Origin of the sequence: Bradyrhizobium diazoefficiens, assembly GCF_016616885.1 — a bacterium.
Lineage (GTDB): Bacteria > Pseudomonadota > Alphaproteobacteria > Rhizobiales > Xanthobacteraceae > Bradyrhizobium > Bradyrhizobium diazoefficiens_F.
The window spans coordinates 3,492,017-3,505,489 of sequence record NZ_CP067102.1 but is presented as its reverse complement, the minus strand read 5'-3'; the positions used below and the strand labels follow the sequence as shown (position 1 = coordinate 3,505,489).

General features: G+C 64.7%; 15 protein-coding genes. 8 read left to right on the top strand and 7 right to left on the bottom strand.

Features of this window, described 5'->3' with window-relative positions; genetic code table 11:
- The first annotated feature begins 101 nt into the window (after nucleotides 1-101).
- Together JJC00_RS16070 and JJC00_RS16065 are read left to right on the top strand one after the other, a co-directional pair.
- Entirely contained in the window at nucleotides 102-644 is a 543-nt protein-coding gene (locus tag JJC00_RS16070) for a tetratricopeptide repeat protein (protein ID WP_200473499.1), read from the top strand.
- Nucleotides 645-754: 110 nt separating this feature from the next.
- On the top strand, nucleotides 755-2,140 hold the full coding sequence (locus tag JJC00_RS16065) for a serine hydrolase domain-containing protein (protein WP_200473498.1): 1,386 nt from the start codon (nucleotides 755-757) through the stop codon (nucleotides 2,138-2,140).
- Here the strand turns inward: JJC00_RS16065 and JJC00_RS16060 are convergent.
- Complete coding sequence (locus tag JJC00_RS16060) at nucleotides 2,130-3,701, bottom strand: S10 family peptidase (protein ID WP_200473497.1); 1,572 nt, start codon at nucleotides 3,699-3,701, stop codon at nucleotides 2,130-2,132. The genes JJC00_RS16065 and JJC00_RS16060 overlap by 11 nt on opposite strands.
- Before the next feature lie 252 nt (nucleotides 3,702-3,953).
- Between JJC00_RS16060 and JJC00_RS16055 the strand changes: the two genes are divergently transcribed.
- The 3 genes from JJC00_RS16055 (at nucleotide 3,954) to JJC00_RS16045 (ending at nucleotide 5,985) form a co-directional block, all read left to right on the top strand.
- Entirely contained in the window at nucleotides 3,954-4,733 is a 780-nt protein-coding gene (locus JJC00_RS16055; RefSeq protein ID WP_200473496.1) for an NAD kinase, read from the top strand.
- Nucleotides 4,734-4,830: 97 nt separating this feature from the next.
- Complete coding sequence (locus JJC00_RS16050) at nucleotides 4,831-5,376, top strand: response regulator (RefSeq protein ID WP_008133731.1); 546 nt, start codon at nucleotides 4,831-4,833, stop codon at nucleotides 5,374-5,376.
- 30 nt (nucleotides 5,377-5,406) lie between these two features.
- Nucleotides 5,407-5,985 carry an Hpt domain-containing protein gene (locus JJC00_RS16045; protein ID WP_200473495.1) on the top strand — a complete coding sequence of 193 codons (579 nt, stop codon included), beginning with the start codon at nucleotides 5,407-5,409 and terminating at the stop codon, nucleotides 5,983-5,985.
- Between the two features lie 103 nt (nucleotides 5,986-6,088).
- Here JJC00_RS16045 and JJC00_RS16040 read toward each other — a convergent pair whose 3' ends face one another.
- From JJC00_RS16040 to folE, 4 genes are all read right to left on the bottom strand, one after another.
- A complete protein-coding gene (locus JJC00_RS16040) occupies nucleotides 6,089-7,264 on the bottom strand; it encodes a DUF2336 domain-containing protein (RefSeq protein WP_200473494.1) in 1,176 nt (391 codons plus the stop codon).
- A gap of 159 nt (nucleotides 7,265-7,423) precedes the next feature.
- On the bottom strand, nucleotides 7,424-8,440 hold the full coding sequence (locus JJC00_RS16035; protein ID WP_200473493.1) for a transglycosylase SLT domain-containing protein: 1,017 nt from the start codon (nucleotides 8,438-8,440) through the stop codon (nucleotides 7,424-7,426).
- 190 nt (nucleotides 8,441-8,630) lie between these two features.
- Nucleotides 8,631-9,053: a phosphoribosyl-AMP cyclohydrolase gene (gene hisI, locus JJC00_RS16030; protein ID WP_200473492.1), complete on the bottom strand. Its 423-nt coding sequence runs from the start codon at nucleotides 9,051-9,053 to the stop codon at nucleotides 8,631-8,633.
- Nucleotides 9,054-9,080: 27 nt separating this feature from the next.
- Nucleotides 9,081-9,773 (bottom strand): GTP cyclohydrolase I FolE, encoded by a 693-nt coding sequence (folE, locus tag JJC00_RS16025; protein WP_200473491.1) that lies wholly within the window; start codon nucleotides 9,771-9,773, stop codon nucleotides 9,081-9,083.
- Between the two features lie 242 nt (nucleotides 9,774-10,015).
- On the opposite strand from folE, the gene JJC00_RS16020 reads away from it, so the two are divergent.
- Nucleotides 10,016-10,471, top strand: a complete 456-nt coding sequence (locus tag JJC00_RS16020; RefSeq protein ID WP_200473490.1) for an iron-sulfur cluster assembly scaffold protein — start codon at nucleotides 10,016-10,018, stop codon at nucleotides 10,469-10,471.
- Between the two features lie 16 nt (nucleotides 10,472-10,487).
- On the opposite strand, the gene JJC00_RS16015 is transcribed toward JJC00_RS16020, so the two are convergent.
- Complete coding sequence (locus JJC00_RS16015; protein ID WP_433996507.1) at nucleotides 10,488-11,387, bottom strand: hypothetical protein; 900 nt, start codon at nucleotides 11,385-11,387, stop codon at nucleotides 10,488-10,490.
- A 239-nt stretch (nucleotides 11,388-11,626) separates the two neighbouring features.
- Here JJC00_RS16015 and yidD point away from each other — a divergent pair, with 239 nt between their 5' ends.
- On the top strand, nucleotides 11,627-11,965 hold the full coding sequence (gene yidD, locus JJC00_RS16010) for a membrane protein insertion efficiency factor YidD (protein WP_200473489.1): 339 nt from the start codon (nucleotides 11,627-11,629) through the stop codon (nucleotides 11,963-11,965).
- A 92-nt stretch (nucleotides 11,966-12,057) separates the two neighbouring features.
- Complete coding sequence (locus JJC00_RS16005; protein ID WP_200473488.1) at nucleotides 12,058-12,270, top strand: hypothetical protein; 213 nt, start codon at nucleotides 12,058-12,060, stop codon at nucleotides 12,268-12,270.
- Here JJC00_RS16005 and JJC00_RS16000 read toward each other — a convergent pair whose 3' ends face one another.
- On the bottom strand, nucleotides 12,271-13,473 hold the full coding sequence (locus JJC00_RS16000; protein WP_200473487.1) for a hypothetical protein: 1,203 nt from the start codon (nucleotides 13,471-13,473) through the stop codon (nucleotides 12,271-12,273). It abuts the gene before it with no gap.

Genomic DNA, 13,473 nt, shown 5'->3' with positions numbered 1-13,473 from the left:
AGGGCGAATAGGACGGGTTGCGGGGAATGTTTTTGCGTGCCGGGTGTTCCGGTCTCTGGGCAATCGTGTAGGATCGCCACGTTCCATACGGGAGAACTTAGATGCGCAAACTCTCAATGCTTGTCGTGCCGGGACTTGTCGCCATGTCGCTGGCGGCCGCGCCGGTGCTGACCAGCGCCTATGCGGCGGGCAGCGATGAGCCTTCCTCACCGCCGAAGTCGGATAGCTCGTCCAAGAAGGGCAAGAAGAAGAGCTCTTCCGTCAGCGATCCCAAATTCCTCGCGGCCTATCGCACCGCCTACACCACGATCTACGATGGCCACGACTACACGAGCGCGATCGGCCAGTTGAAGTCGCTCAAGCGTGACGACGTCGCCGACGTTGCCAACCTGATCGGCTATTCCTATCGCAAGCTCGGCGATTACCAGTCGTCCAAGGTCTATTACGAGATCGCGCTGAAGGACGATCCGAACCACGTCCGCACCTGGCAGTATTACGGCCTCTGGCAGCTCGAGCAGGGCAACCGCGAACAGGCGCAGTATCACCTGAACAAGATCGCCCTGCTCGCCGGCACCGACAGCTCCGAATATCGCTCGCTGGCTGCCGCGCTCGACAAGCCGACCGGCGCGACGCTCGTCTACTAAAGACATCGCATCTTCGCACGACGCGAACGGGCGCAACCTTCCGGGTTGTGCCCGTTCTGCTTTCTCGGCTAGCTTCTCGCACCGATCTCCCCTCGCAAACCGGTAGCGCAATGGACACCTGGCTGCGATCCGCGATCGACTACATCGGCTCCTGGATCGAATTCCAGCAGACGACGTTCCAACAGCCCGGCGTCATGGTCGCGTTTGTTCATCGCGGCGAGGTCGTCGCCGAGCATGCGTTCGGCCTTGCCAATCTCGACACCGGCGAGAAGCTCACCCCGCGCCACCGCTTTCGCATCGCCTCGCACTCGAAGAGCTTTACCGCGGCCGGCATCATGAAGCTGCGCGAGCAGCGCAAGCTCAGGCTCGACGATCCCGTTGGTCAGTATGTCAGCGGCCTGCATCCGCGCGTGGCCGAGACCACGATTGCCCAGGTCCTTTCGCACAGTGCCGGGCTGACGCGCGACGGCGCTGATTCCGGCCAGTTCATCGACAGCCGCCCCTATCTCAACGCGAAAGAGCTTCTCACCGAGTTGATGGAGCCTCCCGCGATCGAGCCCGGCACGCGCTTCAAATATTCCAACCACGGCTTTGCCCTGATGGGGCTCGTCATCGAAGCGGTGACCAAGGAGCCCTATTCCGCCTGGATCAAGCGCGAGATCGTCGAGGCTGCAGGCCTGCGCGAGACCGAACCGAACGCACCGCTTCCCAGGGGCGCGCTGTTTGCGCGCGGCCATACGCGCAAGCTGCCGCTCGGCGAGCGCTGCGTCATCCCCGGCGATCATCCGGCACACGCGATGGCATCGGCCGCGGGCTTCGTCGCCACCGCCGCCGACACCGCGCGTTTCTTTGCCCAGCTCGCCCCCAACGCCAGAAAGAGCGTGCTGTCAGTCGCGAGCCGCCGCGAGATGACGCGCAATCATTGGCGCGTGCCGCAAGCCTTGGAGGCCTATTACGGCCTCGGCGTCAACGCCGGCAAGACCGACGGCTGGGACTGGTTCGGCCATGGCGGCGGCTTCCAGGGCTACATCTCCCGGACCTGCTCCATCCCCGGATGCGAACTTGCGATCAGCATCCTCAGCAACTCCATCGATGGCGCTGCACCGTTCTGGATGGACGGCGCGATGCAGATCCTGCGCGTCTTCAGGAGCCGTGGTGCACCCGACCGGCGTGTGCGCGACTGGACCGGCCGCTGGTGGACGATCTGGGGCGCGACCGATCTGGTGCCGGCGGGCAACCGCGTGCTCGTCGCCAATCCGCAGTTCAACAACCCGTTCATGGATGCCGCCGAGATCGAGGTTACCGGCCGCGACACCGGCAGGCTCGCCTGGGCGGCCGGAGTTTCCAGCCATGGAGAGCCGGTGCGCCGCGTCCGTAACAAGCGCGGCAAGGTCAGCGACATCTGGATCGCCGGCGCCAACGTCAAGCCGGCAGCCGTCGTCGCGCGCGAGATCGCACGGAGATATCCGCCGCGCAAACGCCGACCTACTCCCTGATCAGCGCCTCGACCTCGCCGCGAAGCGCCTGTCGCGAGCCATCGCGCGAATAGAACATGTGGCCGCCGGGATAGACCACGAACTTCACGCGCGACGTCACAAAGGCCGGCAACTGGTCGAGCGCCCGCTTCGTTCCGAAATAGGGCGTGGCAAGATCGAACAGGCCGTGTGCGACCAGCACGTTCAGCTTCGCATCGGTGGCGAGGATCTGGCGCAACTCCGACAGCGATTGCGGCGGGTTGATGCCGCCGCCAAAGTCCCAGTTGCGCTCGACGGCACCGTTGAGGACTTCGTAAGAGCCATCCGGCCGCCAGTTGAGTTTCCGCGTGAGAACATCGACCGCGGCACTCGTCAGCGGCGCCTGGAGCACATCGCCTGAGGGGTCGCCGAAGCGCGAGCTGCTCGAATCCGGATAGGGATCGAAGCCGCGCACGGAGGCGTCGTAACGCCCGGTCACCATGCCGTTCTTGCGGTCGAGTTCGCGGCGGAATTCGCCGACGTCGAAGCGGCCGGCGAGCCTGCGGCTCACCGCCTGGTCGATGCCGGTGAGCTCGGCGACCTTGTCGGCCAGGCGATTGGACGCTTCCTTGTCAGCCTGCCCCTTGACGAGATCGGCTAAAAATTCGCCGCGGGCGTAGGCTTCGACATCGGCGAGGTCGGCGCGCTTGACCGGGCCCTTGGCTTCGCGCGCGACCGCCACATAGCTCGGCAAGGTCGCGACATATTGCAGGAGGCTCGTGCCGGTGAACTCGCGGAAATCCAATAGCGGCGACATCAGGATCAACCCTTTGACGCCGACGCCGTGCTGAATCTGCAACTGGCGCACGACCTTCGGCCCGCGAATGCCGCCATAGCTCTCGCCCGCGACATATTTCGGCGAGGTCAGGCGGTTGTGCTTCTCGAGCCAGCGGCGGATCACGAGCGCAATCGAGTTGATGTCGCCGTCGACCGAATAGAACCGCTTGCGTGCATCCTCGCCGCTCGCGATGACGCGGCTGTAGCCGGTGCCGACGGGATCGATGAAGACGAGATCGGTGAAGTCGAGCCAGGTTTCCGCATTCGGCTTCACCTCGGGCGAGGCCGACGGCGACAACCCCTCGCCGTCGAGCGGCAGCCGCCAGGGCCCAGCCGCGCCGAACTGGAGCCACGCCGACGAGGCACCGGGCCCGCCGTTGAACAGGAACGTCACCGGGCGCGTGGCGCGATCGGCACCATCGAGCTCGTAAGACGTGGTGGCGATATCGGCGAGCGGCTCGCCCTTGTCGTCGAACACGCGGATGGAGCCGGCGGTCGCGGCAAAGTTGAGCGTTCGGCCCGGCAGATCGAGGGTCTGCTTGGTCGTCGAATCTCCAGGGAGACGACGATCGGAAGCCGATGACGAAGCCTGCGCCGCATTGCCGCCGCGCCCGCCCTTTTGCCCCGCAGGAGCCGCCGCCTCGTTGCGCGGCTGCGGCGGATCGTCCGCACGCGCCAAATCTGCGAGCGTCACGTCTGCGAGCGCGAAGGCAGACACCGCCAGCACCAATCCCGCGTAGCGCAGCGCCGGCAAGCTCATGATCATGATTGTTCTCCCTGCCGCCCGCACCAGCAACGTGTCGGTCGCAGCTTTAGCCGCCAATTGCGACGGTTTGGGGGATCGGAGGCTTGGGACCGGCTTTTCGGGCGAATCAACCCGGGTTTTGCCCTGAACCGGGACCCCTGCCCCGACCGACCCGTTTGCCTCGCCGGGCGGTCATCCTCGACAATAGACGCCCATGTCGTATAGACGACCTCGGCGGAACTTTCTCGAGCCAGCGACACCTGCCTGGAAGCCATGACCAAGCCATCGCGATACGACCGGATCGCCTTCGTCGCCAGCCCGAGCAGCGAGGCGCAGACCGCCTTCCACCAGCTCACCACGCAATATGGCAATTGCGATCCGAGCGAGGCCGACGTCGTGGTCGCGCTTGGCGGCGACGGGCTGATGCTCCAGACGCTGCACCACCACATGCGCTCGGGAAAACCGATCTACGGCATGCACCGCGGCACGGTCGGCTTCCTGATGAACGAATACTCGACGCACGATCTGCGCGCCCGGCTCGAGGCAGCGCATGAATCCGAGATCAACCCGCTGCTGATGCGTGCGACCGACGCCAATGACCGCGTCCACCTGCATCACGCCATCAACGAGGTCTATCTGTTCCGCCAGACCTCCCAGGCGGCGCGCCTGCGCATCCTGATCGACGAGCGCGAGCGCATGCCCGAGCTGATCGCCGACGGCGTCATCGTGTCGACGCCGGCAGGCTCGACCGCCTATAATCTCTCCGCCCAGGGGCCGATCCTGCCGATCAACGCTGCGCTGCTGGCGCTGACACCGATCAGCGCTTTCCGGCCGCGGCGCTGGCGCGGCGCACTGCTGCCCAACACGGCCTATGTCGTGATCGAGGTGCTGGAAGACGACAAGCGGCCCGTCGCGGCCGTCGCCGACCATGAGGAGGTACGCAGGGTCCGGCGCGTCGAGATCCTGTCAGACAGGACCATCTCGATGCGCATGCTGTTTGACCCAGGCCACAGCCTGGAAGAGCGCATTCTTCGCGAGCAGTTCGGCTACTGAGCTGCCTGCCCGGCCCCGCCAGAGGCCCGTTCGCAACGCTTCGTTAACTCCCGGCGCGATATGGTTAACGAAGGTTGACCGCTCTGGCCCAGGCGTCATGTTCCGCATCGATTTCAACAAGCTGCGCTTCCTTGTCTGCGACGACAATCCGCACATGCGCCGCATCCTGCGGACGCTGCTGCATTCGTTCGGCGCGCGTGAGGTCTACGAGGCCGAGGACGGCGCGACCGCCCTGGAAATGTACAGCCACTACGTGCCCGACATCGTCATCACCGATTGGGCGATGCCGATCTTCGACGGGCTCGAGCTCGCGCAGATGATCCGGCAGCCGGAGTCCAAGGGCAACCCGTACGCGCCGATCATCATGCTGACCGGCCATTCCGAAAAACGCCGCGTCACGGTCGCGCGCGATGCCGGCGTCACCGAATTCCTGGCCAAGCCGATCTCAGCCAAGGGCCTCTACCAGCGCATTCTCAACGTGGTCGCCAGTCCCCGGCCCTTCATCAAGACCAAAACCTATTTCGGCCCGGACCGGCGCCGCAACACCAACTCCGCCTATATGGGCCCGGAGCGCCGCGTCGGCGAAAAGCACGAGGTGCTCCAGCAGCCCTCGTTGCTCGACAAGGCCCGCTCCTCCATCTAGCGCAACGTCTCACCCGACTAGGCAGGCATCATGGCGAAGAACAGCGCAAAGGACATCGAGGTCACGGCCTTTGCCACGCATCATGTCATCACGCAGCCCAATCCGCTCCGCAAGGTGCTGCGCCGGGTCGAAGAAAAGGATATGGACGATCCGATCGCACGCGCCGAGCAGGCGCTTGCCGATTTGTCCGGCGAGTTCAAGAGCTGGATGACGACCGAGGTCAACCGGCTGTCGGCTGCCTACGTCGCGATCCGCAACGACGGCTTCACCAAGGAGCGCCGCGACGAGCTGTTCCACGCCGCGCACGACATCAAGGGCGACGCCGCCACGTTCGGCTTTCCGGCCGCGGCAGGAGTCGCCGAGAGCCTGTGCCGCGTCATCGAGCATGCACCGGATCTCGAGAGGGTGCCGGCCGAGCTGTTCACGCACCACATCAACGCGATCCTCGCCATCGTGCATGAGAACACCAAGCTCGACAGCATCAGCGTCTCCGCCGAGCTCAGCCGCCGGCTACGCAAGGTCGCCGACGACTATCTCGCCGACGTCAACCGCGACCGCCCCGAGCATCTCGAAGTGATCCTCGCCCCGAGCATCGTGCCGGCGGAGTAGGTTCGGCTCTCTCCTCTCGTCATTGCGAGCGCAGCGACGCAATCCAGACCGTCCCCGCGCGTCGCTGCGCTCGCAATGACGGAGTTTGCGGGTCCGGCGAGAACTACGCCGCAATCAGATCATCATATCCCGGATCGATCGCGTCTTCCGCCACGAGCTCGTCGCAGAACAGCCTTGCCTCTTCGCGGGCGGATTCGGTGGCGAAGCGGCGCAGCAGGACCATGAGCGGCTCGGTGGCACCGCGGTCGGTCTCGCAATGGGTCAGCACACGCTCGACCATGCGGCGGCGCAAGCGCGCCGCGGTGTCGTCGGTGTCGACAAAGCCCTGCTCGTGGCAGGCATCGAGCGCGACCTGGAACGCGGCGAACGTCGCCTCAGGCAACCCGGCGCGACGAAGCAGCGCGTGCAAGCTGTTGCCGCCACGATCGTGCAGCAGAGCGGACACGCGCGCCAGCGGCAGATCGGCGAGTTCAGCGAGCGCGGCATCAAACAATTCGAGATTGCTCGACAGCAGCGCGCGCAGGATCAGGCCCGCGGTGAGCTGGCCAGTGATCCGCAGGTGCTTCACCAGGCCCTGCATGTCGTCGCCGCGCGAGCGCGCCGCGATATTCATGGTGGAGCGATCGCGCGCCTCGGTCGTCATGCGCTCGGCACGGTCGGCGCTCAGCCAATTCCGCGCCACGACGAACTGCGCCAGCGTTTCGGAGAGCTTTGCCACCAGCGCGGCGCGCGTCGCGGCCGGAATGTCGTCCAGCACCAGCATCGCCTCGCGGATCGCGGCGAGATGGCCGTGACGCTCGACGATGCGATTCCAGGAGAACGGCGCGAGCTCGGCGTGCGGATTTTCGATCAGCTCCAACGCGGCCGCCGCGCAGCCGACCTCGGCGATGGCGGCGCAGACCGAGACCGGCAGCGCGATGCGGCGGGCGACCGCGCATTGCACCTCGTCATTGCCGGTCGCGACGATATCGACGAGATCGGCATCGATCAGCAGCGGCGAATGTTCGAGCACGGGCAGCGCCACGGTCGGCTGGTCCGCCGACAGCGCCCGCACGATCGACGCCGGGGCATCCGTGCTGCGCGCAAAAGCCTCGGCCATCGCCTGCCGCACCAGCGGCGACGGGTCGTCGAGCAGCATCAGCAGCGCGCCTTCGGCGGCGACGCGGTCGTCGTGGGAAAGGTCTGAGATCAGCCAGGCCCGGGCCAATGCCCGCGTTGCCTCCGCCCGCTCTCCAGCGGGCGCGGTCCTGATCCAATTGATGAACTGCCGAACAATCATGGTGCTTCCGGCTTACGCAACGAAAAAGCGAAACGGTGACGGCCCGTCACCTGCAACACAAAATAAACCACGACGCTTAACAAAGCGTTCACCATAACTGGCTGGTTTTATTGATGATTTGTTAAGTTCCGGAAGCAGCCAACGGCTGCCGATCGCGCGTTAGCTGGAGAACGTGCCGCTGCGATCGCTGAACAGATCGAGCGGTTGCGGCGGACGCACATTGGGCGTCGCTGATGCAACGGAGGTGAGCGAGGCGTTGTTGCCCCACAATTTCTGTACCGTCGTCGAGACCGGTTGCGTCGCATCGCCGGGCTGGTAGATCGAACGGAATGCCGGCGTGACCGGTGTGTCGTCAGCCACCGTCGTCGACGACATCGCGCTCACCTGCGTCACGCCACGTGCATCCGGAAAGGTCTGGAGATAGGCGGCGCCATTGACCATCGGCACGGTGGGCTGCACACCGTTGGCGCTCGCGACCTGCGTGGTCGACGGCGTGCCGCCATACATCGCGATCGCGCTGCGCGTCGATTTTGCATTCGAAGCGCTGGCATAGCGCGCATTCAGCACCGAATAGACTTCGGAGACGCTGCGCGCACGACCATCCTTGGCGTAGAAGATCGAACGGTTGGCGGAGGCCGCGTTGGGAAACAGCCGCGCACCGACCGCTTGCGGGTTGTCCTCGGCATTGGCGATCAGTTTCGCCGCGCCGCCGACGCCCATGAAATGCGCCATGTAGAGCTCGCTGTCGGACGGCCTGCGGCCGAGCAGACCGGTGAGCTTGAAGCTGTTGGACTGCGTCAGCGCCGCAGCCATGCTGGAAGCGGCCTCGGGATCGTCGCGCAGCTTCATGATCGAGCGCTTCATGAAGGGATCGTCGACGGTGTAAGTGCCGGACGACGTCCGGGTGATGGCATCGGAATAGTTGCCATAGCCAAGCTGGATGCCCGCCTCCTTCACCGTGCCAAGCCAGGTCTGGTCGATGAACTGATAGAGGCCGTGGGCGGACGAGGTGGTGGCGCCGGCCGACGGATCGAAATCCGATTCCATCTTGGCGGTGGTCAACATGTATTCGAAACTGACGCCGGTCTGGTTCGAGGCCTGCTTGATCGCGCCCGCAACACGCCGCGACGCGTCGGTTGCGACCGTCTGCGAGGCACTGGAATTGTCGACCGACATGATGGCGTGACCGGCCCGCGCGGCGTTTGAGCGGCGCCGGCAATTCGGACGCCTGATCGTCTCACCGTGGGACAGCTATGGTTAATGCGGGGTTAATTCGCGCCCCGTCGTCATTCCGGGGCGCGCGAAGCGCGAGCCCGGAATCTCGAGATTCCGGGTCGGCTCTTCGAGCCGCCCGGAATGACGAACGTCATTTCTTATAAACTGCATCCGGATCGAACAGCCTCTCAGCATCGACGAAGACGAGCTTTGCACCGCCGCCGTCGGCTTCAACCTTGCGATAGAAGCAGGACCGGCGACCGGTGTGGCAGGCGGCGCCGATCTGCTCGACGCGAAGCCAGACTGCGTCCTGGTCGCAATCGGTGCGGATCTCGACCACGTGCTGGGTCTGACCTGAGGTCTCACCTTTTCGCCACAAGGCATTGCGCGAGCGACTGAAGTACCAGGCCTCGCCGGTGGCAATGGTCTTGCGCAAAGCCTCGTCATTCATATGCGCGACCATCAGCACGTCACCGCTGGCGACGTCAGTCGCCACGCAGGTCACGAGGCCATTCGCATCGAACTTGGGGAGAAAGGTCAGGCCTTCCTCGATCTCGTGGGAGTGAGCGGACACGACACATCTCGCCGGTTATTCGCGAGGTCAGCGCGTCATGCCTCGCACCATGGACAGGAAGCGGGCCTGCTCCGCCGGGTTGTCGCGGAACATGCCGGTGTAACGGCTGGTGAAGGTCGAGGCGCCATGCTTGGCGACGCCGCGCACCGACATGCAGGTATGCTCGGCCTCGATCAGGACGGCAACGCCACGCGGCTTCAGGATCTCATCGATCGCGGCTGCGATCTGCGCCGTCAGATGCTCCTGGGTCTGGAGCCGGCGGGCGAAGATGTCGGTCAGGCGCGCTAGCTTCGACAGGCCAACGACGCGCTCGACCGGCGTATAGGCGATGTGTGCCTTGCCGTAGAACGGCATCATGTGATGCTCGCATTGCGACGTGAACTCGATGTCGCGCACGAGCACGAAGTCGTCATAGCCGGCGGTCTCGCCGAAGGTGCGGTCGAGCACCTCTGCCGGGCACTGGTGGTAGCCCTGATAGAGCTCGTCGAAGGCCTCGACCACGCGGCGCGGCGTGTCGAGCAGGCCCTCGCGCCCGGTGTTCTCGCCGATATAGGCGAGCAGGGTCTTCACCGCAGCTTCGGCCTCGGCACGAGCCGGGCGCGGCTGGTCGGCGCGAACGGCGGCCGCGAGAAATTCGGAAGGATCAAGCTCGGCCGGGCGGCTCTCGGGCTGCCGGTCGGAAGGCTTGTTCGGGCGGATGGATTTGATCGTAGCGTCCATATCGACTCCGTTCGACGGCCTTGCGGCCGGAGTGTCACCGGCAGACGGGGCGGACAAGCCGCCGGACGCCTGAAGAGATCAGTATTTGGCGAAAGAGGTCTCTTGGCAATAACGCGGCAATGCAGATCTCGATCATCGCCCACGCGCCGCCGGACTGTTTTTCCGCCAGTTCCGACCCTATATAGGACCCTGGACCGCGCCCGCCAAGGCCGATCCGGCAGGTAAGTGTTGGACTCCATCACATGCTGAACGACATCTATAACAAGCGGATCATCGAGCTGGCCGGGAATATTCCGCGCCTCGGGCGTTTGTCGGACCCCGATGCCACCGCCACCGCCCATTCCAAGCTGTGCGGCTCGACCGTGAAGATCGACCTCAAGATGGAGGGCGACACCGTCACCGACTTCGCCCATGACGTGAAGGCCTGCGCACTGGGCCAGGCCTCTTCATCCATCATGGCAAGTCACGTGGTCGGCTCGACTGCGAGCGAACTCCGTGAGTTACGCGAAACCGTTCGCAAGATGCTGAAAGAGAATGGGACACCTCCCGAAGGCAAGTGGGAGGAAATCAAATTCCTCGAGCCGGTCCGCGACTACAAGGCGCGCCACGCCTCGACGCTGCTGACCTTCGATGCCGTGGTCGATGCGATCGGCCAGATCGAGGCCAAGGCGAAGCAGCCGGCCACCGCGCAGGGCTGAGACTGGACTGAAGCTCTTACTTCTGCGACGGCGCAGCCGGTGCTGTGACCGCGCTACCCGTCGGCACCGCGGCCTCCGCCGTCTTGGTCGACTTGGCTGGCTCCACCTGCTCCCCGCCGAACCTTGCTTGCGTCTTCGGCGCGAGCTCCGCTAACGCCGGCGCCGTGATGTCCACACGCGGCAGCACGTCAGCCACCAGATCGGTCGTCACGAGATTGGTGAGCTTCAGCTCGGCTGCGTCGAGCTGGTGCAGATCTTCCCAGGGCGGGACATTGAGTGCGAGCGACAGGAGGTCGCCTGCCCCGCCCATGTCAAAGGTGTATTTGGCGAGCCGGCCGATGTCGCGTTCCACGATCATCAAATCCTGCGCGCTATAGCTCGCCGCCTTGGCATCATCGGCGCGGTCGCCCATCCAGATCTGATGGACGCGGACATGGGCCGCTTCCGGCACGAAGCGCTTCTTGCCGGCCAGCAGCAGGAACACGCACATGGATTCGCAATAGGCTTCCGAGGCGACCGTCGGACGGGCGCCCTGCCCGCCGCGCTGCTGCGTGATGCCGACAGTGGTCAGAAGGCCGAGATTGCGGAAGCGCCGACCGAGCGTGATCGCATCGTTGACGGAACCGCCGCTGGAGTCGAGCACGACGGTGGCGCCGCCGAGCTGGCGTCCGCGGGCGAAATCATCGAAATCCTTGGGGGTATCAGCGGTGATGATGCCGACCGCGCTGACCCAGCCGCGGCAGTTCGTCTCGCAGGCGACCCAGCCAAACTTCATTGGCAGCTTGCGCTCTTCGAGGGCAGCGCCGGCTCGGGCCGACGACCCGACTATCGCGACGGCGCCAGCCAGCACGATTCCACATACGGCGGTTCCCACCAGCAACCAGCCGCGAAGATTGAGCGACTTCAGAAGTTTCAAACCGATCCCTTCCCCAAAACCCCAGCTGGCGCGATTATCCCCGCTTCGCGCTCGATGAGTCGATCATACAGACGTATGTTTCCACGAGTGTCACAAAAATGGTATCCGGAGGACTACAGCTCGTCCATACGACTTGCTGCACTGCTCCCTAAAAACATGCAAAATATGGCGAGCGTGCAACGGGTTGAGGTTCCCTGCGCAGGAACCGCGCATTCAGGACAGAGATTTGTAAAGCGCACATGAAGCATTCAGCCTGCGAGCACTGTTCCACTCCCGTTGCCGAGGCGTTGCGGCTGCCGCGCAAATTCGGTCGCGCGCTGATCTGGCTGTATCGACATACGCTGTCGCCGCTGGTCGGCTACAACTGCCGCCATCTGCCGACCTGCTCCGCGTACGGCGACGAGGCGATCGAACGGTTCGGACTCTGGGCCGGCGGCTGGATGACTCTCGCGCGCCTGTTGCGCTGCAACCCCTTCGGCACCTCTGGCATCGACAACGTGCCTCTCGCCGCGCCGAGAGGTGCGCGTTGGTACCTGCCCTGGCGCTACGGCCGCTGGCGCGGCGTCAACGCCTCGTAAGCATGCTGCGATGCTTTGCGCATCCCTGCTCTGACTGGAACCGGAACTCCGCCCTCGCGTTGTTGTGATGCTCCCACGGGGAGGAAACAACAATGCGCTGGAAAATCAGCCCTCATTTTCACTTCAGACCTGGCTCACATCTTGGCTTTGATCCGCGGGATCACGATCCCCGAACCATCGACATGCTCGCGATCGTCGCGCTGCTCGTCCTTGTTATCGGCTCCGGCTGGTATCTGGCGACAAGCCTTGCGACGCCGCCAAGCACGACAGCGTTCATCGTGCCAAGCCAGAGCGTGCACTGGTAGCTAGCGGAACCAGAAGAAACGTCCGGGCGGCGGCTCGGGCGGACGCGGCCGCTTCGGCCGCGGCTTCGGCGGCGGTTCGGCGAACGAGGTCGTCTCCGCGGCCGGCGCGGCTTCGCTCCCGGGGATCTTCACCGACAGCAGCAAGTTCGACTCGTGCATCCGCCAGCGATAACCGACGCCGAAATCAATCGGCTGGGCGCGCGTGAACAGCTCGGCGTAACGCTCCTGATAGCGGCCGGGGAATTCGTCGATCGGCCCCAGATAGCGGCCGAACGGGAAAAAGCGCCATTGCCGCGAATTGTAGTTGGCGAGCGGAATGCCGGAATCATCCTGGATGATGGTCGCACTGTTGGCGAGCAGCCAGTCGCGGGCGACGGTGAAGTTGCCTCCGTGCAAGAGATACGACGCGCTCTTGAGCAGGCTGTTGCCGGGCCCGAGCGTCTCGCAGAATTTCAGGAAGCCGGCTGCGCGCGCGCCGGAATTGGAGAGATCGGTCGAGAAATAATACAGCGTGCGCGCCTCGCCGTCGGCGCCTGCAAAGGTGATGCGGACCCCGCGTGTGGCATTCGGCCCGGGATTGTCATTGCCGGTGTGCACGCCGCCCTTGTCGTCGAGCGCGACCATCTCGACGTTGCGGATGGTTTTGCCGGAGCGCGCCAGGAAGACGTAGAGGATCGGCAATGTGCCGTTGACCTGGTTGGCGTGCAGGTCGACTTTCATCTGCTTGGTGATGAAGAAAGAGAAGCTCAGGATCGAGCCGAGCGAGCGCTCGACATTGTAGAGCGCGGCATTGACCGAGCCGCGCGGCAACCTGGTCAGATCGGGCACCGCACCGGCCGGCTCCAGCGCGCCCAGCACGTAGGTGCTGGCCCTGGAATAGAAGGCGTTGGCGTAGAGGAAATCCGGGCCGCTGAAAAAATAGAACATGGTCGGCCGCGGCGCGGCGAGATTGACGTCCGACCAGCTCCGGATCCTCGACAATTGCCGCTGCTCGAGCTGGGCGAAGGCGCCGTCGAAGAATTTTGCGTGATGCTCCCAGGACGGATCCCTGGTGAGCGCCACCAGCGGCGAGTCCGCTGAAGGCTGCATGCCCGCGAGGAAGCGCGCAGTGTCGTCGAAGGTGACCTCGGCTGCACGCGCGGACGAGATGGCCGCAGCCATAAGGGCAAGAGCGACGGCCGCAAGTCTCATGGGACGAAACAT

What these genes read in the sequence shown, in the direction of transcription:
- JJC00_RS16070 (WP_200473499.1), top strand. Translation starts at nt 102, where the DNA reads ATGCGCAAACTCTCAATGCTTGTCGTGCCGGGACTTGTCGCCATGTCG.
- JJC00_RS16065 (WP_200473498.1), top strand. Translation starts at nt 755, where the DNA reads ATGGACACCTGGCTGCGATCCGCGATCGACTACATCGGCTCCTGGATC.
- JJC00_RS16060 (WP_200473497.1), bottom strand. Translation starts at nt 3,701, where the DNA reads ATGATCATGAGCTTGCCGGCGCTGCGCTACGCGGGATTGGTGCTGGCG.
- JJC00_RS16055 (WP_200473496.1), top strand. Translation starts at nt 3,954, where the DNA reads ATGACCAAGCCATCGCGATACGACCGGATCGCCTTCGTCGCCAGCCCG.
- JJC00_RS16050 (WP_008133731.1), top strand. Translation starts at nt 4,831, where the DNA reads ATGTTCCGCATCGATTTCAACAAGCTGCGCTTCCTTGTCTGCGACGAC.
- JJC00_RS16045 (WP_200473495.1), top strand. Translation starts at nt 5,407, where the DNA reads ATGGCGAAGAACAGCGCAAAGGACATCGAGGTCACGGCCTTTGCCACG.
- JJC00_RS16040 (WP_200473494.1), bottom strand. Translation starts at nt 7,264, where the DNA reads ATGATTGTTCGGCAGTTCATCAATTGGATCAGGACCGCGCCCGCTGGA.
- JJC00_RS16035 (WP_200473493.1), bottom strand. Translation starts at nt 8,440, where the DNA reads ATGTCGGTCGACAATTCCAGTGCCTCGCAGACGGTCGCAACCGACGCG.
- folE (WP_200473491.1), bottom strand. Translation starts at nt 9,773, where the DNA reads ATGGACGCTACGATCAAATCCATCCGCCCGAACAAGCCTTCCGACCGG.
- JJC00_RS16020 (WP_200473490.1), top strand. Translation starts at nt 10,016, where the DNA reads ATGCTGAACGACATCTATAACAAGCGGATCATCGAGCTGGCCGGGAAT.
- yidD (WP_200473489.1), top strand. Translation starts at nt 11,627, where the DNA reads ATGAAGCATTCAGCCTGCGAGCACTGTTCCACTCCCGTTGCCGAGGCG.
- JJC00_RS16005 (WP_200473488.1), top strand. Translation starts at nt 12,058, where the DNA reads ATGCGCTGGAAAATCAGCCCTCATTTTCACTTCAGACCTGGCTCACAT.
- JJC00_RS16000 (WP_200473487.1), bottom strand. Translation starts at nt 13,473, where the DNA reads ATGTTTCGTCCCATGAGACTTGCGGCCGTCGCTCTTGCCCTTATGGCT.